Raw genomic sequence first — 20,172 nt, 5'->3', positions numbered from 1 at the left:
GATAAACCTTTCTGCGCCCATATTGTTGATCTTTCTCACGCACCCTCTTTTGTAATATTCTATTTAAACGAATCAAATGTCTAGTAAGGACGCTCGCGTAGCATCGTTCTGCCGGTTACTTACCTGTTGTGTATTGCTATTGATGACAGGTTTGTCAGCCAATGCCCAGGATACCCTGCGTATCACACTTCAGGATGCAGAAAAACAGTTTCTGGAGAAGAACCTCCAACTGCTGGCTGAAAAATACAATGTCTCCATCGCACAGGCAGAGATTATTCAGTCAAGGTTATACAACAATCCCAACCTGACCCTCAGCGGTAACATTTACAATCCTGACAGGAACAAATTCTTTGACGTCAGCAATCGTACCGGCCAGTATGAAGTTGGCATTCAACAACTGATATCCCTTGCCGGCAGAAGAAATAAGCAGATCCAGCTGGCGCGTACAAATGCAAGTATGGCAGAGAATGCGTTCTTTGATCTGCTACGCACTTTACGTTATACGTTACGTAGTAATTTCTATCAGACTTATTATCTGCAAAATTCCATGAAGGCTTACGAAGAGCAGATTGCTTCGCTTTCTAAAATGGATGCTACCTACAAAGACCTTCAGCAGAAAGGATTGGTTACATTAAAAGACGCTGTACGGCTGCGTTCCTTATTGTATAGTCTCCGCGCAGACCGTACCAATATGCAGAACCAGCTGAATGACCTGGAAGCAGAACTACAACTATTATTACAGAACAACCATGCCTGGTTTGTACCCGCTATGCCGGATACTGCAATTAGTGGCATTCCTGAGATCAGGCAGACAAGTTTACAAAGTCTGGTAGACAGTGCCTATGTCAACCGCCAGGATCTGCAACTTGCACAGAATAACCTGTTGTATAATCAGCAGAATTATCAGTTGCAGCGGGCAATAGCAGCACCGGATCTGACGCTGGGAGCAGCTTTTGATAAAAGGGGAAGTTTCGTAGATAACGCTACCTTCCTGAATGTGGCTATTGACCTGCCATTCTTCAACCGGAATCAGGGTAATATAAAAGCCGCGAGATATAGTGTAGATCAGACAAAGCTACTGGTACAACAACAAACGCAGGTAGTAGAGAACGAGGTGCAGACAGCCTATGCGAAAGCAGTCAATACAGATAAAATGTTAGAAACAGTCGATCCGGCCTTCCGTGCCCAGTTTGAACAGCTGCTACAGGCAATTACAGATAACTTCCTTAAAAAGAATATCAGCCTGCTGGAACTGACGGACTTCTACGATTCTTACAAAGAGAACATCCTTCAACTGAATCAGCTGCAGAACGCCAGGATGCAGGCAATAGAAACGCTCAACTTCGCTGTTGGGAAAACCTTGTTCAATAATAAATAATAACAGACACTGTCATGAAACCTTTCATTAAATATATTTTGCCGCTTGCAATAACAGGTATATTATCAGCCTGCGGCGCTCATCATACCGAGACAAAAAAAGACGAGCCCCCTGTATCAGACAGCCTTATCAAGAGCCTGGAAACCTCTCCTGCCAGGATGGAAGCGCCTTCGGAGACAATTAAATTGAATGGTAAGATTCAGCCAGACGAGAGCAAGGAATCGAAAGTATTTTCCCTGGTAAGTGGTAAAATAAAGAGTGTACAGGTTGAACTGGGCGATTATGTCAAACAAGGCCAGGTACTGGCAGTACTGCAAAGTGCTGAAGTAGCCGGTATTAACAATGATGTATCTATTGCAGAATCGAGTGTGGAGATGGCAAAGAAGAATATGGAGACGCAGCAATCACTCTTCGATGGTAACCTTGCTACCCAACAGGACTATATTTCTGCGCAGCTTGAATATAAGAAAGCACAATCGGAACTGAACCGCGCCAGGCAGGTGGCCAGTATCAGTGGTGGCAGCAGCGCTACCTATACCCTCAAAGCGCCTATCAGCGGTTATGTAATAGAAAAGAGCATCAGTGGTAATTCAGAGGTACGTCAGGATAATAATAACAGCCTCTTCACCGTAGCAGATCTTTCAACGGTATGGATCATTGCCAATGTATACGAGTCAGACATCAGTAACATACGTTTAGGCGATGAAGTGAGAGTAAAAACACTCGCCAATCCTGATAAGGAATACCTGGGTAAAATAGACAAGGTGTACAACGTGCTTGACCCTGCCAATCGTACTATGCAGGTACGTATCAGCATGCCCAATGCTAATGGCGAGCTGAAACCGGAGATGTTTGCTACTGTAAAAGTAAGCACAGCAACCAGTGCTGCAGTACTCAGCATACCAGCCAAAGCGATGGTGATGGATAATAGTAAGCAATATGTAATTGTTAAGAAGGGAAACCAGCTGGAGGTGAAGGAAGTGAGTCTGCTGCGCAGAATAGATGACCGTGCGTTTATCTCCGGTCTGCAGGAAGGCGATCAGGTAGTTACCAGTTCTCAGGTTTTCATTTACGACGCACTTAACGTTAAATAACCAGGGAGGATCTTATGCAGAAAATAATAAAATCAATCATCGCCTTTTCTTTGAAGAACAGGCTCTTTATAGGTTTTGCAACACTACTCCTGATTATATGGGGCGTGATTGCATTCAGGAATATTCCTATTGAAGCGTTTCCGGACGTCACCAATACACAGATAACTATTATCACCCAATGGCCCGGAAGAAGTGCCGAGGAAGTAGAGAAGTTTGTAACGGTACCTATAGAGATTGCGATGAACCCGGTGCAGAAAAAGACATCTGTACGTTCTACCACGGTATTCGGACTCTCTGTAGTTAAAGTCATCTTTGACGATGGTATTGACGATGCCTTTGCCCGTCAGCAGGTCAATAACCTGTTAAGAGACGTGGAGATACCTGACGGCGCAGAACCAGATGTACAACCTCCTACCGGTCCTACGGGAGAGATATTCCGGTATACGCTCGACAGTAAGACAAAAACCGTCAAGGAACTGAAAACATTACAGGACTGGGTGATAGAGCGCAGGCTGCTGAACGTGCCGGGAGTCGGTGATGTAGTGAGTTTCGGAGGAGAAGTGAAAACATACGAGATCACTGTAAATCCGCAGAAACTGGCATCTTATGATATCACACCACTGGATGTATACAGTGCGATATCCAAGAGTAATATCAATGTGGGTGGTGATGTAATAGTTGACAACTCTCAGTCCTATGTGGTTCGGGGCATCGGGTTGCTGAACAATGCCGAGGAAATTGGCAATATCATTGTTGATAATATCAATGGCACCCCTATCCTGGTCAAGGACATTGCCCAGGTAGATATATCAGCACTGCCACGACTCGGACAAGTGGGCAGAGACAAACAGAATGATGTAGTAGAGGGAATTATTGTGATGCGGAAAGGCGAAAACCCCAGTGAGGTGATCAAACGGGTGGAAGAGCGAATTAACTATCTGAATGAGAAGGTGTTGCCACAGGATGTAAAGATCAATACGTTCTATAATCGTAACAACCTGATAGAATTTGCCACACATACCGTACTGCACAATATGCTGGAAGGGATTGTTTTTGTAACAGTAATTGTGTTCCTGTTTATGGCCGACTGGCGTACGACAGTAATAGTGGCCATCGTAATACCACTTGCATTGTTGTTTGCCTTTATATGTCTGACACTCAAAGGGATGTCGGCCAATCTGCTATCAATGGGGGCGATAGATTTCGGTATCATTATAGATGGCGCCGTGGTAATGGTAGAGGGTATATTTGTATTACTCGACCACAAACAGCGTCAGTTAGGAATGGAAAGGTTTAATAAACTTTCCAAGCTGGGACTGATCAAGCAGACAGGAGGCGAACTAGGTAAGGCTATTTTCTTTTCAAAACTGATTATTATTGCCGGATTGCTTCCTATCTTCTCGTTTGAGAAAGTAGAAGGCAAAATGTTTTCTCCGCTGGCCTGGACACTTGGCTTTGCATTGCTCGGTGCACTGATACTGACACTTACACTGATACCTTTACTGAGTAGTTTGCTGTTAAGGAGGAATGTCAGGGAGAAGCACAATATCTTTGTAGAGTGGCTGACTAATGGAGTAATGAAAATGTTTACCCGCACCTACCGGCATAAACGTATTACTGTGATGGTAGCTACTATCCTGGTAGGCGTAGGTTTGTTTATGTTTAAATTCCTGGGGTCAGAGTTCCTGCCCGAACTGGACGAAGGGGCGATATATATCCGGGCGACATGTCCGCTCAGTGTATCGCTGGATGAGTCTAAAACATTAGCTAATAAGATGCGCCGGATTATTCTCGCTTTCCCGGAAGTGAGGCAGGTAATGTCACAAACCGGACGTCCGAATGACGGAACAGATGCCACAGGATTCTATAATATTGAGTTTCATGTAGATATCTTTCCGAAGGATGAATGGAAAAGCGGCCTGACAAAGGAGGAGCTGATTGACAGGATGCAGGAAAAACTGGCCCTTTATCCGGGAGTGAATCTGAACTTCTCCCAGCCCATTATGGACAATGTGGAGGAAGCTGTATCCGGTGTAAAAGGCTCACTCTGTGTGAAAATCTATGGGGACAGTCTGACGTATACAGAGGCCCGGGCCAATGAAGTATATGATATTATGAAGGACATTCCGGGAGTAACAGACCTGGGTGTAATAAAAAATATCGGTCAACCTGAGATGAGAATTGACCTTGATGAAAATAAAATGGCGCTATATGGCGTTACTACAGCTGACGCAAATGCCATTATAGAAATGGCTATCGGGGGTAAAGCCATTACACAGATATATGAGGGGGAACGTAAGTTCCAGTTACGCCTACGCTATGAAGAGAAATACCGCAACACAGCAGAAACAATCAGTAACCTGATGGTCCCTACCCTGCGTGGAGCGCGCGTGCCGATTAAAAATATCGCCACCATTCATACACTGACCGGCCCGAGTATTATCTTCAGAGATGACAACAGACGTTATACCGCTGTAAAATTCTCTATCCGTGGCCGTGATATGGGTAGCGTAATTGCTGAGGCACAGGCGAAAGTAGATAAACAGGTAAAACTGGATAAAGGTTATGAGATGCAGTGGGCCGGAGACTTTGAAAATCAGCAGCGTGCAACCAAACGCCTGACGGAAGTAGTTCCTATCAGTCTGATGATCATCTTCCTGATACTTTTTGTGATGTTTGGCAATGTGAAAGATGCGGGATTAGTGTTGCTGAATGTACCTTTTGCCATTATTGGGGGTATCGCAGCCCTGCTGATAACGGGTACGAACTTCAGTATATCGGCGGGGATCGGGTTCATTGCGCTGTTTGGCATCTGTATACAGAATGGGGTGATTCTCATATCTGTATTCAAGAATAACATGCAGCTGGTGAAACGGCATGAATTTAATATACATACACTGGAATTAGCTATAAGGGATGGGGTCCGTACCAGAGTACGCCCTGTTGTGATGACCGCTTTAATGGCTGCAATCGGACTTTTACCAGCAGCTCTGTCCAAAGGAATTGGTTCTGAGACTTCCAAACCTTTGGCCATAGTAGTAATTGGCGGATTGATCACTGCCACAATACTAACGCTGCTGGTATTTCCTTTGTTCTTCTACCTGGGTTACAGGAAGATGGGACAGAAACTGAAGTAGTTTTATCATTTTCTTTGGAAAAAGGAGCTCCGCTGTGAGCTCCTTTTTTTATTTACAGCCGTTTTGTGATACCAGAACTTAATCGGTTTCCGGTTGTTAAGTATAAAATCGGAGACTGTCAACAATTCAACAATTTTCCTTACATTCATTTAAACTAATACATAAAGTAATCCCAAGATCATCCTAAATCGCCACAGTATGAAGAACTACTTACAACTAGCCTGTTTGTGTGCCCTTTTGTTGCTCCTGCAGCTGCCGTCGGTTGTGCATGCACAACAACAGCAGACTATCACAGGTACAGTAACAGACAAGACGACAGGTAATCCCTTACCCGGTGTAACTGTCAGCGTTAAAGGGTCGCTGGCCGGCACTATTACCGATGGCAGCGGAAACTTCAGGTATAACACGACCAAACCGTTTCCAGTTACGCTAATCTTTTCATCCGTGGGCTACGCGAATACCACCCAGGTAGTGAACAGTGCCGGGAATATTACGGTACAACTCGCCTCTACGGAGATCCTGGGAGAAGAAATCGTTGTTGCCGCCAGCCGTGTTTCTCAAAGCATACTGGAATCTCCGGTGTCTATTGAGAAGTTGAATGCGACGGCTATACGCGAGTCCCCTACTCCAAGTTTCTATGATGCACTTCCTTCACTGAAAGGTGTGGAGTCAAGTGTACAGAGCCTTACCTTCCGTACGATTACTACCAGAGGATTTAATACCAATGGTAACACGCGCTTTAATCAGCTGATGGATGGTATGGATAACCAGGCCCCTGGCCTTAACTTCTCAGTAGGTAATATCGTAGGTATATCAGAACTGGATGTAGCCAGCGTAGAATTACTACCGGGCGCATCCTCTGCATTGTATGGTGCAGGTGGAATGAACGGTACCCTGCTGATGACGAGCAAAAGTCCTTTTGAGTACCAGGGTCTGAGCCTGAAATTACAGGCAGGCGTTAACCATCTGGGTAAGAAACAGCAGGATAACGTTGGTTTCATACCTGATGTTACTGCCCGCTTTGCAAAAGCTTTTGGCAAATTTGCCTTTAAACTGAACTTCGGTTATATGCAGGCAGACGACTGGCAAGCTATTGACTCAACCAACTTTGACAGATTAAACCTTCGTACAAAAGCAGGATTTTCACATGCTGCTGACCCGAACTATGATGGCGTCAATGTCTATGGAGACGAAATTACCAATACATACGGCGCAACAGGATTAGCTTTGAATGGCCAGGCAGTATCACGTACCGGATACCGCGAGAAAGACCTGGTAGATTATAGCACGCACAGTTTAAAAACAGGCGCTGCATTCCATTATAAGATAACAGACAATACAGAGGTCATCCTTCAGGGGAACTGGGGTACCGGTACTACCGTTTACACAGGATCTGACCGTTATTCACTCCGTAAATTCAACCTTGGACAATACAAACTGGAAGTACGCGGTAAACGGTTCTTTGTACGTGGATACACTACGCAGGAGCGTTCCGGAGACGCCTACAATGCAACAGCGCTGGGCACCATTCTCAATGAATCTTACAACCCGAGTGTAGTAAGAGATGCAAATGGCAATGTTACCGGTGGCTGGTTTGCAGAGTATGCAACCGTTTATAATCAGGCACGTGCAGGCATCTATCCCGGAGCTCCCGGAGCAAAAACCAATGAGGAGGCACATGCACTTGCAAGGCAATATGCAGACAGAAACCGTTTACAACCAGGCAGCACTGGTTTTGACCAGGCTAAGGAGATAATTGCCGGACAGTATATTGGTTTTGGTCCGGGCAGAAATGGTGCTAAATTTAATGATAAGACTAACCTGTATCACTACGAAGGATTTTATGACTTCACAGACCATCTGAAAGTACTGGAAGTACAGGCAGGTGCATCTTTACGTCGTTACTCACTCAATTCAGACGGTACTATCTTTGACGATGCGGACGGCCGTATTAAAATTGACGAATACGGAGCTTATCTGCAGGTTGGAAAGAAACTGGTGAATGACAAGATTAAGATAACAGGGTCTATCCGCTATGACAAGAATGAGAACTTTGATGGTCGCTTTACACCACGTTTGTCAGGCGTATTCACTGTAGCTCCACGTCACAATATCCGCCTTTCGTACCAGACCGCATACCGCAATCCTACTAACCAGGACCAGTATATTGACCTCCCTATACGCGCAAATACCCGCCTGATTGGTGGTTTGCCAGAACTGCTGACAAAGTATGACCTTTATAACAACAAAGGTTATACGCAAGCAAGTGTACAGCGATACTCTGCTACCGGCGATCCTTCCCAGTTGCAGCAGTATAACTTCAATAAGTTCAGACCTGAAAGTGTAAGTGCATATGAGATCGGTTATAAAGGACTCATTAAAAACCGCCTGTTGATTGATGCTTATTACTATTACAGTTCCTACAAGAACTTCCTCTCCTATACAGCTTTGATACAGCCGACTGTACCATTGGCACAGGATCCTACGCTAAGCAGCGCCAGAATATTTGCTACTTACGTGAACAATCCTGAGAAAGTAAGTGCACAGGGTGGTGCCTTAGGCTTGGACTATCTGGTTAACAACTGGACGTTATCAGGTAATTTCTCGTATAATGAGTTGACCGACAGTGAGAATGAATTGGATAATGCGTTCAATACGCCTAAGTATCGTTTCAATATAGGCTTAGCTAATAAGAACATCTACAAAAATCTTGGATTCAATGTGATGTATCGCTGGCAGGATGCCTTTACGTGGAGCTCCAGCTTTGTAAGAGGAGAAGTCTCCGCCTATGGCACTATTGATGCCCAGGTAAATTACAGAATACCAAAGATCAAAGGAACAATCAAAGTGGGCGGTTCTAATATAACGAATCACTACTTCCAGACATCCTTTGGTAATCCAAGAGCAGGTGGTATATACTATGTAGCCGTATTGTTTGATGATTTGTTAAGATAATTATTGTTGAGTAATTGAAAAGAGGCAGCTTCTATACATGGAAGCTGCCTATTTTTTTATTGCTGTTTATTGGCCCATTCGCGTAACATATTAATCGTATCATATAATACCCCTGCCTCTCCTCTAAAATCACCGGAGCCTTTAGGAGCGCCTGTCCGGACGTCATACCATTCATAAAATCCATTATGCAACAGCGTCCTTTTAATTATCGGATCCAATTCAGTAACAGCCTCTTTGATGTAGCCATTAGCAATCAATGCCTGTATCATCCGGCCGCCAAACCATGTCCAGTCGCCTGCATTCTGGTATATATATGGATGCATGTTCGGGAATAGGTCCGCTGGATACGGCGGATATACCGTGATGCCGATTGTTGCATGTGGCTCACTGGCTGCAGCTTTGACCATTTGTCTGTTTATCTCCGCAATTTCAGCAGGCGTATTAAAACCCGCCAGTATAGCACAGGCGGAGCCCCCTGTGTAGAGAATTATGTCTTCCTGAAAGGATGCAGGAAACGGACTACCCTCCAGGTACAGGTGGGGAATATACTTTTGAGTTGCATTCCGCCACAGGTGCTTACGAACATTCGCCTTTATATTTGCAGCTATTGCTTTCCAGTCTTTAGATGGTTTATAGGACGCAGGTTTTAAAGCCAGGAAGTCCTGTATGGCAAGAACAAACATTGCATTATCATAGATATCAATAGACCACTTTGTTTTTTCGTTAACAGCCACTCCCCAACCGGTTTCAGGCTGCACGTCTCCCCAGTCTATGGTGGTTGCGCCCTTAACAAGACCGTATTGCGCCGACCATCTATCCTGCAATATATACAACAGCGCGTCTTCCATTCTGCGGATAACCTTCTTACCTCCTATTTCTTCATCTAATAGTCCGTTATCTGCTGTCACGTCAATGTATTTCCTGACGGCTTGTATCAATGAAGACTCCTGATCAGTTTCAACAGTATTTTTATGCGCCGCCCATTCTGGAGCTAGCGCAGCGTAACGGTATTGATAACCAGCAGCTGCTTTCTTACTATCAATCATTCCATCAACAATATCCCCACTGTCTCCCTGCATCTTGAAGAACAGCAGCAACATGGATTTAACTTCTTCCCTTGCGTGAACCTGGAGAGAACCTTTAATGAATGTATTGAGATCCCTGATCCAGACTTCTCCATAAGAAGTACCAGCAGTAAAACCGGTTAACAAGGACAGCGCCCTCCGCTGAATAGTATCCAGCCGGTGGTCATTGAGGATGGAGAGCGCCAGCTCTTTCGTATTACTTTTCTGCGCGGAAGCTGACGTGGAGATGTGCAGCATAGATAACGTCAGAACCAGATAGGCGAAGTAGCTACGCATATTAAAGATGTTCTGTTATAGACATAAATGTACTGACATGTAATTACATATACAAACATATTATTGCTTTTAGTCCCCAGGTTATTGTAGCTCCGTATTATATTTGTGACATGCAACCCATATTCCCCACTACTTACTCAACCCTCAGTCCCCAAGCTCTGGCAGACTATGTCGGCAAACAATATGCTTTCCAGGACACTTCTTGCCAATTCATTGTTCGCGGTGTAGGCGATACGTACCTGGTTACGACAGCAGCCGAACAATACATTTTGCGCATCTACAGACCTTCACACCGGACATTAGCCAATATACAGGCGGAGGTTACTTTATTGCAGATCTTACAGTCCGCGGGCGTATCAGTGTCTTATCCGGTGGAAGATAAAGAAGGAAAAGCGATACAGGCATTATCAGCAGCAGAAGGTACACGTCATGCTGTGTTATTCACCTATGCTGAGGGCCGTTCTCACAACATACTTTCAGGCTATCAATTACAGCAACTGGGCAAGGAAATGGCCCGGTTTCATACCGTATCTGCAACGATACAATTAGAACACGAACGCTGGACCTTTGACACAACTACTACCCTGGATCAGCCCCTGGCTGCTGTAAGAGATTACTTTAAAGAAGATCCTGCTACCTACGAATGGCTTTCACAGGCAATAGAGCGGGTTAAAAAAGAATTATCCGGGATTGGGCAGGAAAGTATAGTCAGCGGCTACTGCCATTTCGATTTTCTGCCTAAAAACTTCCATTTTGATGCTGTAGATCAGATCACCTTATTTGATTTTGATTTCTTCGGTCGCGGTTGGCTTATTCAGGATATCATGACCTTCCGTCAGCAGCTGTTACTTGATAAGGCTATGCAAAGACTCACTGCGGAGCAGATGGAACAGGCGTATTCAACTTTCCTGAAAGCCTACTGCGAAGTACGTCCACTGAGCGAAGCTGAAAAAGCTGCTATTCCTTGGCTGGGGTTGGGCTTTTGGGTATTTTACATGGGATTTCACCTGACACACGACCAATTCTATCCGCTCACACAGCTGCATGTACTACAAAGCCGTATAGCGGTGATTAAAAAACTTGTAGAAGAAGAATGGCAGAAAGCTGGAGAGGTATTGCCCTAAATAGGCGATGTCCCGGGCCGTTCCCGGGACATCTTAGATTTGTTGTACCCTTCAGTGATAAAACCTGAAGTATCTTAAACGTTGAAACGGAAGTGCATTACATCACCATCGTTTACTACGTATTCTTTACCTTCTATACGTAAGCGGCCATTGTCTCGGCAGGCAGATTCAGAGCCATATTTTACATAATCAGCGTAAGCGATCACCTCCGCCTTGATAAAACCTTTCTCGAAATCCGTATGGATAACACTCGCAGCTTGCGGCGCTTTCCAACCTGTATGAATAGTCCAGGCTCTTACTTCCTGTACACCAGCAGTAAAATAGGTGATCAGGTTTAGTAAGCCATAAGCAGAACGGATCAGGCGGTTCAAGCCTGGTTCTGTCAGATTATACTCTGACAAAAACAGTTCTTTATCAGCCGGATCCTCCATTTCAGAGATCTGTGCCTCGATGCTGTTATTCATTACTACTACAGTTGCATTTTCTGCCTTTACAGATGCCTGCAGCATTTCAGAGTATTTATTACCAGTCAGCATCGATGCCTCATCTACGTTTGCTACATAAAGTACCGGCTTTTCTGTAAGCAGGAACAAGTCGGCAATCGCTGTACGATCTTCTTTGCTGAGACCGAGCTCACGGATATTTTTACCTTTTTCCAGGTGTTCCTGGCATTGTTTCAGGACTTCGTATTCTTTCTTTGCTTTTGGATCACCACCTGTTTTTGCCATTTTCTCGGTACGTGCAATCTTCTTTTCCACGCTCTCAAGGTCTTTCAGCTGCAGTTCGGTGTCAATGATCTCTTTATCGCTCACAGGGTTGATTGCACCTTCTTCTCTCAGGATGTTGTCATCCTCAAAGCAACGGATTACGTGTACAATTGCGTCTACCTCACGGATATTAGCCAGGAATTTGTTTCCCAGGCCCTCACCCTTGCTTGCACCCTTTACCAGGCCTGCAATATCTACAAATTCGATAGTGGTAGGAACCACGCGCTCTGGTTTTACCAGCTCTTCCAGCTTAGCCAGACGCTCGTCTGGTACGTCTACAAGTCCTACGTTAGGTTCAATTGTGCAAAAACGATAATTGCTCGCCTGCGCCTTTGCGCTGTTGCTTACCGCATTAAATAATGTCGATTTCCCTACATTCGGCAATCCAACAATTCCAACTTGTAACGCCATTTTAAAAAATTTGCGCAAAGATAATACTTTTTTAGCGATTAATGTACAGCCTCTATCCATGACATTGATTACATAACACACATTTCTGTTTTTAATATTAAATTTTTGCCATTAGATTTGATGCTCAATCATTTCACCATATGGCATTAAACTATGTTTGGCTGGGGTTTTTCCTGATATCTTTTGTTGTGGCCGTTGGTCGCCTTGTGTTCCTGCACGATACCGCCGTATTCTCTACTGTTATGAATGGTATGTTTGACAGCGCGAAAACCGGTGCAGAGATATCCCTGGGCCTGGCAGGTATCATGACCTTCTGGCTTGGTATCATGAAGGTCGGAGAACAAGGTGGAATGATCAGTATCCTGGCTCGCTGGGTAGACCCTTTCTTCTCCAGATTATTTCCTGAAATACCCAAGAAGCATCCTGCTATGGGTTCAATACTGATGAATTTTAGTGCTAACGCACTAGGACTGGATAATGCAGCTACTCCTGTCGGGCTTAAAGCTATGAAACAATTGCAGGAACTAAATCCTGAACCAGAAGTTGCTACCAACGCACAGATTATGTTCCTGGTGCTGAACACTGCTGGTATTACACTGATTCCTACTTCGGTAATTGCTCTGCGTATTGCTGCTGGTAGCGCCAATGCCGCAGATATATTTATTCCTACCATGATCGGAACATTGATTTCATTTATGTCCGGTCTTTTGGCGGTTGCGTTATATCAGCGTATCAATTTGTTGAAGGCTCCTATTCTCATTGCATTCGCCGGCTTCGGACTACTGCTCGCAGCTATATTTTATTTAATGAGACTAGTTCCGTCAGATCAAATAGCCACATATACTGCCTTCATCGGTGGATTTATCATCTTTTCCGTGATAGTTTCTTTCCTCGGTCTCGCTGCAATAAAAAAGATTAATGTCTATGATGTTTTTATTGACGGTGCAAAAGAAGGCTTCCAGGTGTCCATCACTATCATCCCGTATCTCGTTACGATGCTGGTTGCAATCAGTGCCTTCAGAAATACCGGCTGTATGGATTATGTATTGGACATCCTCAGAGCCATCTTTGCCTTTACTGGTATGAATACGGCATTTGTAGAGGCCCTGCCGGTAGGACTGATGAAGTCTCTTAGCGGAGGGGCTGCCCGTGCTTTAATGGTAGATATCCTAAAAACACATGGCGCTGACTCATTTGTTGGCAGACTCGCAAGCATTATCCAGGGATCTACTGAGACGACCTTCTATGTACTGGCGGTATACTTCGGTTCTGTTAATATCAAGAAGACAAAATATGCCCTCACCTGCGGACTTATAGCTGACGCGGTTGGCATCATTGCAGCGATCATTCTTGCTTATATTTTCTTTCCATTAACTTAGATTCTTTTTATTATCTTGGGCGGCACCACCAATAGATCTGCTTCCACCAGGGGAAAAACTTAATTAATCAACGTCATGCCTAAGAAAACGCTTCACGAAGACTGGATTGCTGTAATTATTGCTTTTTTAACGATCGGCCTGGTGCTTTTTGGTCTGAAGCCTGTACTGCCGAAAGTTGCCGAATGGAATGATGCTTCTTTTGTTACCGCTCAGTTTGCGGGAGTAGCAGTCTGGAAACACACAGGTATACTCTTCCTGTGGGTATTTGGTAGCCTGCTGCTTGCAAAAGCCTTCACCGGACGTGTAGATGCCGCCAAACTATTCATCTCTCTTCTGTTCATCATTCTCGTTACATTGCTGGCACAGTTTATTGCCAGTTACAAAACACTCAAGGACTTTGGCGTAGAAGTCGTCCTGTTTAGTCTTATACTCGGCCTGTTAATCAGTAACATTTTTGGTGTACCTGCGATACTAAAACCTGCTATTCAGACGGAGTTGTATATCAAAATTGGACTGGTATTACTCGGTGCAAATGTATTATTCAACGACATTATCAAGGCAGGCGGATTAGGTATACTACAGTCTGTGGCTGTTGTCTTTACCGTGTGGTACTTCAGCTTCTGGCTATGCCGTAAGCTCAAGCTGGATGATGAATTTCGTATGATGATATCCAGCGCTGTATCTATCTGTGGTGTGTCTGCCGCTATAGCTACTGCCGGCGCTATTGAAGGAGATAACAAGAAACTTTCTCATGTCATATCCCTGGTATTGATTGTGGCAATTCCAATGATGCTGTTTATGCCATATATCGCTACCTGGGCGCATATGCCTCCTGCTGTTGCCGGTGCATGGCTGGGAGGTACTATTGATACCTCCGGCGCTGTGGTAGCCGCCGGTACTATGCTTGGTGATGAAGCACTGAAATATGCCACACTGGTGAAATTCTCTCAGAATGTGCTGCTAGGACTTGCGGCTTTCTTCATTTCTCTTTACTGGTCTTACAGCCGCAAGGAAGCAGGATACGAAAAGCCAACCCTGCGTACCATATGGGAACGTTTTCCCAAATTTGTACTGGGGTTTGTACTGGCATCCGTGCTTTTCTCTTTCGCCCTCCCTGCTACTACTGTTGCTGCGGCCAAAGGTCCTCTGAAAGAACTGCAGACTTATTGGTTTGCTATCGCCTTTACATGTATAGGACTAGAGACTAAATTTACTGATATCTTTAAAATGGAAAACGGCCGTCCGGCAATAGCATTTATCATTGCTCAGGCTTTCAATATTATTTTTACGCTGGTGATTGCGTATCTTGTATTTGGAAGATAATACCTTGCACCGTTCACAGTTGTCGGTAAAGCCATAACTGTGAACGGCCTTTATACCCATCCTTAAACTTATGCAACACCCCAGATCACAGGAAAGATTCCTGATCCTTACCGGTATAGCCGGGTACATACTGTTGTTTGTCATTACATTGCTGCACCCCCAGCCTCCCTTGTTTGATGAGCCACTATTCATTCCCAATGTCTACCTTTTTGAACAACACGGACTAAGCCGCACATTTCTCCTGAATATAGACAATCAGGCACCAGGCCCATTATACCAGTTTGTCCATTATGCACTGAAGCCAATTACACATATGCAGACACCAGGCATAAGGCTGGTCAATACTATTATGCTTCTGCTGATTATTCTCTTACTAGCTGCAATTATCAGCCGGATGCAGAAGCATGGCAAACAACACACCTGGTTACCGGCAATACATATCATGGCCATCCCGATGGTGTGGCAAGTATCCGGTATGGCATTGACAGAAATCCCACCGATGCTGTTCGCCAGCCTTTCAATATGGCTACTATTGCTGGCAATAGAACAAGCAGCAAAGCATCACTGGGCGGGGTTACTGTTTGCTGTTATTGCTGGCTTATGCCTCGGACTGGCTATACTCGGGCGGTCACCCTTTGTGGTAATGGCTCCAGCGGCTTTGCTTCTGCTACTTCATACAGCCGGGGGAAAAATGAAATGGGCAATCGTGACCATCTATATTGGTCTGGCATTGGCCTGCTGTATACCTGTTTTTCTTATATGGGAAGGACTGATGCCACCTAAACAGGCTATCATCAGTCAGGGCGGACTGGTACCCTGGCACGGCATACTGGCGTTTGCCTACGGTGCATTAATCGCGGTGATCATTGCGCCTTCCTGGTTTATTTACAATAAATGGGTGCTGATATCGCTGGTAGTCATTTATGCAATATTGTTGCCAGCCAACTATTTCTGGCTGCATTATGAATATGCACCGCTGAATGAAGCGCTGAAGAAAATCTTTCCGGCAGCATTTATGCAACTGTACCCGTATCTGATATCGCCTGTATTGGCGACCATAGCTGTGTACTTTCTATACTGTGCATGCTGGCAGGGAATGGAGCGACGTACGGAACCATTTTTCCTGTTCATCCTTTGCTCAACCCTGCTGATGCTGGCTACCAGTTTTAAGGTGACACATCTTTTCAGCTCGCGCTATGTTGCACAGGCAGCACCGTTGTTTATCATACTACTCGCACCATTCATTCGTGTCAGCTACGGGCAGTGGATACGTTTTACTGCCGGAATGATTATCGGACTACTATCGCTGGAAACATATTTCCAGTTTCACTGATCACTTAGTCGTATTTGCCGGTTTTGTCTTCTATGCTGACATCTGTGTCTTTTTTTATCTGCATTTTCACATATACGAGTAGCTGGGAAGCGCCGGCTTTGAAGCAGACTTCCTGCGCCTTGCGTACCACTTCCATACATTCATCATACGTACCTTCGATAACCGTTTCAAAGGGGCAAACCCTGTATTTCAGTCCGGAAGCCTGAATGACTGCTATTGCTTCATCTACAACTGCATAAACCTGGTCTCCAGGAACAGAAGGGAGAATCTGTAGCGCTAAATTGATCTTGTGTGCCATATTCATTATACTGTTTAACGTTTTTTCCACTTTACTTCATACAGATCCCTGCGCATATCTTTTTTGGTCTGTACGCTGCCGAAGGCATGTAACTCTTTCAGCAGTACAAGATCCACATCTGCAATGACTACCATTTCTGTATTAGCGGTGGCATCTGCCTTTACGCCGGTTACGGGAAATGAGAAATCTGAAGGTGTCAGTACGGCGCTCTGCGCGTACTGCAAATCCATATTATTCACTTTTGGCAGATTACCTACGCAGCCTGCAATTGCTACATAACACTCATTTTCTATCGCTCTGGCCTGTGCACAGAACCTTACGCGATTGAATGCATTCTGGGTATCTGTCAGGAAAGGTACAAACAATATCTGCATTCCCTGCTCTGCAAGTATGCGGGATGGCTCCGGAAACTCCACATCGTAACATATCTGGATTCCGATTTTGCCACAGTCAGTATCAAACACTTTCAGCTGATCACCTCCTTTGATACCCCATGAGTACACCTCGCTTGGCGTAGGATGCATTTTGATGTAGTAATCATGTGTGCCATCTCGGCGGCACAGATAACAGATATTATACAGCGACTCTCCTATCACAATAGGCATACTACCTGAAATAATATTGACGTTGTATGACACGGCGTGTTTGATAAACTGATCCCTGAGCTGTTCTGTATACCTGGCAACGCCTCTTATGGCAGCTGCGCCGTCCAGCTGATTGAACTCTGCCATCAGTGGTGCATTGAATAGCTCGGGGAATACGACAAAGTCAGATCCGTAATCACTCACTGCATCAATGAAATACTCCACCTGCTGCAGAAATCCATCAAGTCCGCCGTAATCTCTCATCTGCCATTGTACAAGGCCAATACGCACTGTCGATTTATTATATCTGATAGTATCGTGATCTTTTTCGTAGTAGATATTGTACCATTGCAGCAGTGTCGCAAAACCTCTCGAAGATTCATCATGCGGCAGATAATTCTTGAGAATCTTCTTCACCTGAAAGTCATTGGAAAACTGGAAAGTCAATGTAGGATCATAGATCTCTTTGTCGCGTACTTTTTCGATGTAATCCCTGGGGGACATTTCATCCGCAAATGACAGGTAATTGGGTATACGGCCTCCCGCTACAATACCACGCAGATTCAGGCGTTCGCATAACGTCTTACGTGCATCATATAATCTTCTGGCCAGGCGACGTCCACGGTAGTCAGGATGTACAAACACTTCAATACCATACAGAACATCTCCCTTCCGGTCATGGGTACTGAAGGTATAATAACCGGTGATCTGCTCATAAGTGTGTTCATCACCAAATTTTCCGTAATCAACAATAATTGACAGTGCGCAACCTACCACTTTATCATTCACTGTAACGGCAATCTGTCCTTCAGGAAAAAGTTCTACCAGTCTGCGGATAGTAGGTTCACGCCAATAACTTCCTTCCATATCTGCATAGGCAGATACCATAGATTCTTTCAGATCGAGGTAATCTTCCGGAGTTAGTTGTCTGATCTCAATTGTTTCAGGTATGTGTTTCGCTGTCATAACATAAAAGTTCTCGGCTTCTTGCTGCCTGATTTTCTATAATGTAAAAAAAGTAGTTATATTTGGGTTGTTTTTTAACCATGCTCCCTTGTAGACCTCGATAAGCTATTATTTCACCTTAATTCACAACTGCAGTGTCACTTATCAGGAACCGGGATATAGTTATCATTGGCTTACAGCAGTGGTATACCCCAATAGGAAGTAATTGTAAAAATATTGCTTTGCAATTTGCGCGCCATAACCGCGTATTATATGTCAATGCTCCGCTGGACAGAAGAACAATCCTACATCAGAAGGACGATCCAAATGTTGTCTATCATCTTAAAACAATTCAGAAAACAGAACCTGCCATCGTCCCTGTTAGGGAAAATCTGTGGAGCTATTACCCTTCCGCTGTCCTGGAATCCATCAACTGGTTACCTGCCCCTGCACGCCCGCTGTTCTCCCTGTTAAACAAACGAAACAACAGGAAGTTTGCCGCCAGTATTAAGGATGCAATGAACCAACTGGGCTTCAAAGATGTTATATTATTCAATGATAACGATATTTTCCGTGGCTTTTACATGAAGGAGTTGTTAAAGCCGTCAACGTATATCTATTACAGCAGGGATTATTTGCTGGGTGTCGATTACTGGAGAAAACACGGTGAAGCACTGGAGCCTTTACATATTGCGAAAGCAGATATTGCAGTCGCCAACTCGAACTACCTGACAGACATACTGAAAAAATATAATCCAAATAGTTATTATGTCGGCCAGGGCTGTGATCTCAGCCTCTTTGATATTACAAAACAGTACGATATTCCCGACGATATGAAGAGTATCAAAGGACCGGTAGTGGGCTACGTAGGTGCACTGAACTCACATCGTCTTGATATCGACACAATTGCACACATTGCGCGGGAACGGAAAGACTGGTCTATTGTATTGGTAGGCCCGGAAGACGAGGTTTTCCAGCAATCTGTTCTACACAAGCTGCCCAATATTCATTTCCTGGGCAGAAAAGAACTAAAAGACCTGCCTGCCTACATCAAATCGTTTGATGTCTGTATCAACCCGCAGCAGGTAAATGTATTGACGATAGGCAATTATCCGTTAAAAATAGATGAATACCTGGCATTAGGAAAACCTGTGGTAGCAACTGCTACCAGAACCATGGAATTTTTTGATTCACACACATATCTTGCCCGGAATGCAAATGAGTACGTTACGCTGATCAATAAGGCAATCACTGAAGACAATGCCGCGCTACTGGAACAGCGCGTTGCTTTTGCAAGGTCACACAGCTGGGAGAACTCCGTAACTGCCATTTATGAGGCGATATTAAATACTGCATAGTCTGATGAGTACACTTACCAGTCTTAAAACCAGGATTAAGAGTAATCCTAATGTGAAACAGTTCGTACACAGAATGCTGATGCCAAAGAACCAGGCTAAGCCGCGCCTGTGGGTCAGGTGGTTTGTCAACCCGCTGATCCATAAAAAAGGCAAGGGTGCCACTATCCGCCGGCATGCCCGTTTGGATGTATTTCCTTTTAACGCCTTCGATCTTGGTGCCGGCTCCATCGTAGAAGACTTTGCCGTAGTGAATAACGGTATGGGCGATGTACTGATCGGCGAAGGAGTACAGATCGGGATTGCTAACGTCATTATCGGTCCTGTAACGATTGCAGATAATGTGATTATCGCCCAGAATGTTGTTATGTCGGGACTGAATCATGGCTACCAGGATATACATACGCCTATTGGTAAGCAGCCCTGCACAACTAATGAAATTTATGTAGGCGCTGATAGCTGGATCGGTGCAAACGTGGTACTTACTGCCGGCGTCAGAATAGGAAAACATGCAGTTGTTGCTGCTGGCAGCGTTGTCACTAAAGATGTTCCTCCTTACAGTGTAGTGGCTGGTAATCCGGCAAAGCTTGTCAAACAGTACAACGATGAAACAAAATTATGGGAGCGGGTACGTCAGGTGAGTGCAACACACTAACGCGTTAATAACTTCACTCCGTCTGCTGCTTTACAGAAAATAGGCTGGACCAATGGTCCAGCCTATTTTTATT

14 protein-coding genes are annotated in these 20,172 nt (G+C 44.7%); 10 read left to right on the top strand and 4 right to left on the bottom strand.

The genetic code is table 11. From position 1 onward, the window contains the following. The first annotated feature begins 76 nt into the window (after positions 1–76). From K1Y79_RS20565 to K1Y79_RS20550, 4 genes are all read left to right on the top strand, one after another. Entirely contained in the window at positions 77–1,378 is a 1,302-nt protein-coding gene (locus K1Y79_RS20565) for a TolC family protein (RefSeq protein WP_220252077.1), read from the top strand. A 14-nt stretch (positions 1,379–1,392) separates the two neighbouring features. Beyond that, positions 1,393–2,472: an efflux RND transporter periplasmic adaptor subunit gene (locus K1Y79_RS20560; RefSeq protein WP_220252076.1), complete on the top strand. Its 1,080-nt coding sequence runs from the start codon at positions 1,393–1,395 to the stop codon at positions 2,470–2,472. A gap of 14 nt (positions 2,473–2,486) precedes the next feature. Continuing rightward, positions 2,487–5,609 carry an efflux RND transporter permease subunit gene (locus tag K1Y79_RS20555; RefSeq protein WP_220252075.1) on the top strand — a complete coding sequence of 1,041 codons (3,123 nt, stop codon included), beginning with the start codon at positions 2,487–2,489 and terminating at the stop codon, positions 5,607–5,609. A gap of 198 nt (positions 5,610–5,807) precedes the next feature. Then, positions 5,808–8,564 (top strand): TonB-dependent receptor, encoded by a 2,757-nt coding sequence (locus K1Y79_RS20550; RefSeq protein ID WP_220252074.1) that lies wholly within the window; start codon positions 5,808–5,810, stop codon positions 8,562–8,564. A 56-nt stretch (positions 8,565–8,620) separates the two neighbouring features. Here the strand turns inward: K1Y79_RS20550 and K1Y79_RS20545 are convergent, their stop codons facing one another. Next, entirely contained in the window at positions 8,621–9,925 is a 1,305-nt protein-coding gene (locus K1Y79_RS20545) for a glucosidase family protein (protein ID WP_220252073.1), read from the bottom strand. A gap of 110 nt (positions 9,926–10,035) precedes the next feature. On the opposite strand from K1Y79_RS20545, the gene K1Y79_RS20540 reads away from it, so the two are divergent. Then, the gene (locus K1Y79_RS20540; RefSeq protein WP_220252072.1) at positions 10,036–11,049 is read left to right on the top strand and encodes a phosphotransferase enzyme family protein; all 1,014 of its coding nucleotides are present in this window, start codon (positions 10,036–10,038) and stop codon (positions 11,047–11,049) included. 74 nt (positions 11,050–11,123) lie between these two features. On the opposite strand, the gene ychF is transcribed toward K1Y79_RS20540, so the two are convergent. Further along, complete coding sequence (ychF, locus tag K1Y79_RS20535) at positions 11,124–12,227, bottom strand: redox-regulated ATPase YchF (RefSeq protein WP_220252071.1); 1,104 nt, start codon at positions 12,225–12,227, stop codon at positions 11,124–11,126. Positions 12,228–12,367: 140 nt separating this feature from the next. Here ychF and K1Y79_RS20530 point away from each other — a divergent pair, with 140 nt between their 5' ends. The 3 genes from K1Y79_RS20530 (at position 12,368) to K1Y79_RS20520 (ending at position 16,262) form a co-directional block, all read left to right on the top strand. Next, positions 12,368–13,606, top strand: coding sequence for a nucleoside recognition domain-containing protein (locus K1Y79_RS20530; protein ID WP_220252070.1), 1,239 nt, complete (start codon positions 12,368–12,370; stop codon positions 13,604–13,606). A 75-nt stretch (positions 13,607–13,681) separates the two neighbouring features. Beyond that, positions 13,682–14,929 (top strand): YeiH family protein, encoded by a 1,248-nt coding sequence (locus K1Y79_RS20525; RefSeq protein ID WP_220252069.1) that lies wholly within the window; start codon positions 13,682–13,684, stop codon positions 14,927–14,929. A 70-nt stretch (positions 14,930–14,999) separates the two neighbouring features. Beyond that, a complete protein-coding gene (locus tag K1Y79_RS20520; protein WP_220252068.1) occupies positions 15,000–16,262 on the top strand; it encodes a glycosyltransferase family 39 protein in 1,263 nt (420 codons plus the stop codon). A 4-nt stretch (positions 16,263–16,266) separates the two neighbouring features. Here the strand turns inward: K1Y79_RS20520 and K1Y79_RS20515 are convergent, their stop codons facing one another. Both K1Y79_RS20515 and K1Y79_RS20510 read right to left on the bottom strand, forming a co-directional pair. Further along, entirely contained in the window at positions 16,267–16,560 is a 294-nt protein-coding gene (locus tag K1Y79_RS20515; RefSeq protein ID WP_220252067.1) for a thiamine-binding protein, read from the bottom strand. Between the two features lie 14 nt (positions 16,561–16,574). Beyond that, positions 16,575–18,110, bottom strand: coding sequence for a bifunctional GNAT family N-acetyltransferase/carbon-nitrogen hydrolase family protein (locus K1Y79_RS20510; protein ID WP_220252066.1), 1,536 nt, complete (start codon positions 18,108–18,110; stop codon positions 16,575–16,577). A 221-nt stretch (positions 18,111–18,331) separates the two neighbouring features. On the opposite strand from K1Y79_RS20510, the gene K1Y79_RS20505 reads away from it, so the two are divergent. Together K1Y79_RS20505 and K1Y79_RS20500 are read left to right on the top strand one after the other, a co-directional pair. Continuing rightward, positions 18,332–19,447 (top strand): glycosyltransferase, encoded by a 1,116-nt coding sequence (locus K1Y79_RS20505; RefSeq protein ID WP_236059762.1) that lies wholly within the window; start codon positions 18,332–18,334, stop codon positions 19,445–19,447. A 4-nt stretch (positions 19,448–19,451) separates the two neighbouring features. Beyond that, on the top strand, positions 19,452–20,099 hold the full coding sequence (locus K1Y79_RS20500) for an acyltransferase (protein WP_220252064.1): 648 nt from the start codon (positions 19,452–19,454) through the stop codon (positions 20,097–20,099). The last annotated feature ends 73 nt before the right edge of the window (positions 20,100–20,172 follow it).

Source organism: Chitinophaga rhizophila (assembly GCF_019492185.1).
GTDB classification, from domain to species: Bacteria; Bacteroidota; Bacteroidia; order Chitinophagales; family Chitinophagaceae; genus Chitinophaga; species Chitinophaga rhizophila.
This window is presented reverse-complemented; position numbering and strand designations above follow the sequence as displayed.

Excerpts from the sequence above, each read along its gene's own strand:
- K1Y79_RS20565 (WP_220252077.1), top strand. The coding sequence starts at position 77 with ATGTCTAGTAAGGACGCTCGCGTAGCATCGTTCTGCCGGTTACTTACC.
- K1Y79_RS20560 (WP_220252076.1), top strand. The coding sequence starts at position 1,393 with ATGAAACCTTTCATTAAATATATTTTGCCGCTTGCAATAACAGGTATA.
- K1Y79_RS20555 (WP_220252075.1), top strand. The coding sequence starts at position 2,487 with ATGCAGAAAATAATAAAATCAATCATCGCCTTTTCTTTGAAGAACAGG.
- K1Y79_RS20550 (WP_220252074.1), top strand. The coding sequence starts at position 5,808 with ATGAAGAACTACTTACAACTAGCCTGTTTGTGTGCCCTTTTGTTGCTC.
- K1Y79_RS20545 (WP_220252073.1), bottom strand. The coding sequence starts at position 9,925 with ATGCGTAGCTACTTCGCCTATCTGGTTCTGACGTTATCTATGCTGCAC.
- K1Y79_RS20540 (WP_220252072.1), top strand. The coding sequence starts at position 10,036 with ATGCAACCCATATTCCCCACTACTTACTCAACCCTCAGTCCCCAAGCT.
- ychF (WP_220252071.1), bottom strand. The coding sequence starts at position 12,227 with ATGGCGTTACAAGTTGGAATTGTTGGATTGCCGAATGTAGGGAAATCG.
- K1Y79_RS20530 (WP_220252070.1), top strand. The coding sequence starts at position 12,368 with ATGGCATTAAACTATGTTTGGCTGGGGTTTTTCCTGATATCTTTTGTT.
- K1Y79_RS20525 (WP_220252069.1), top strand. The coding sequence starts at position 13,682 with ATGCCTAAGAAAACGCTTCACGAAGACTGGATTGCTGTAATTATTGCT.
- K1Y79_RS20520 (WP_220252068.1), top strand. The coding sequence starts at position 15,000 with ATGCAACACCCCAGATCACAGGAAAGATTCCTGATCCTTACCGGTATA.
- K1Y79_RS20515 (WP_220252067.1), bottom strand. The coding sequence starts at position 16,560 with ATGGCACACAAGATCAATTTAGCGCTACAGATTCTCCCTTCTGTTCCT.
- K1Y79_RS20510 (WP_220252066.1), bottom strand. The coding sequence starts at position 18,110 with ATGACAGCGAAACACATACCTGAAACAATTGAGATCAGACAACTAACT.
- K1Y79_RS20500 (WP_220252064.1), top strand. The coding sequence starts at position 19,452 with ATGAGTACACTTACCAGTCTTAAAACCAGGATTAAGAGTAATCCTAAT.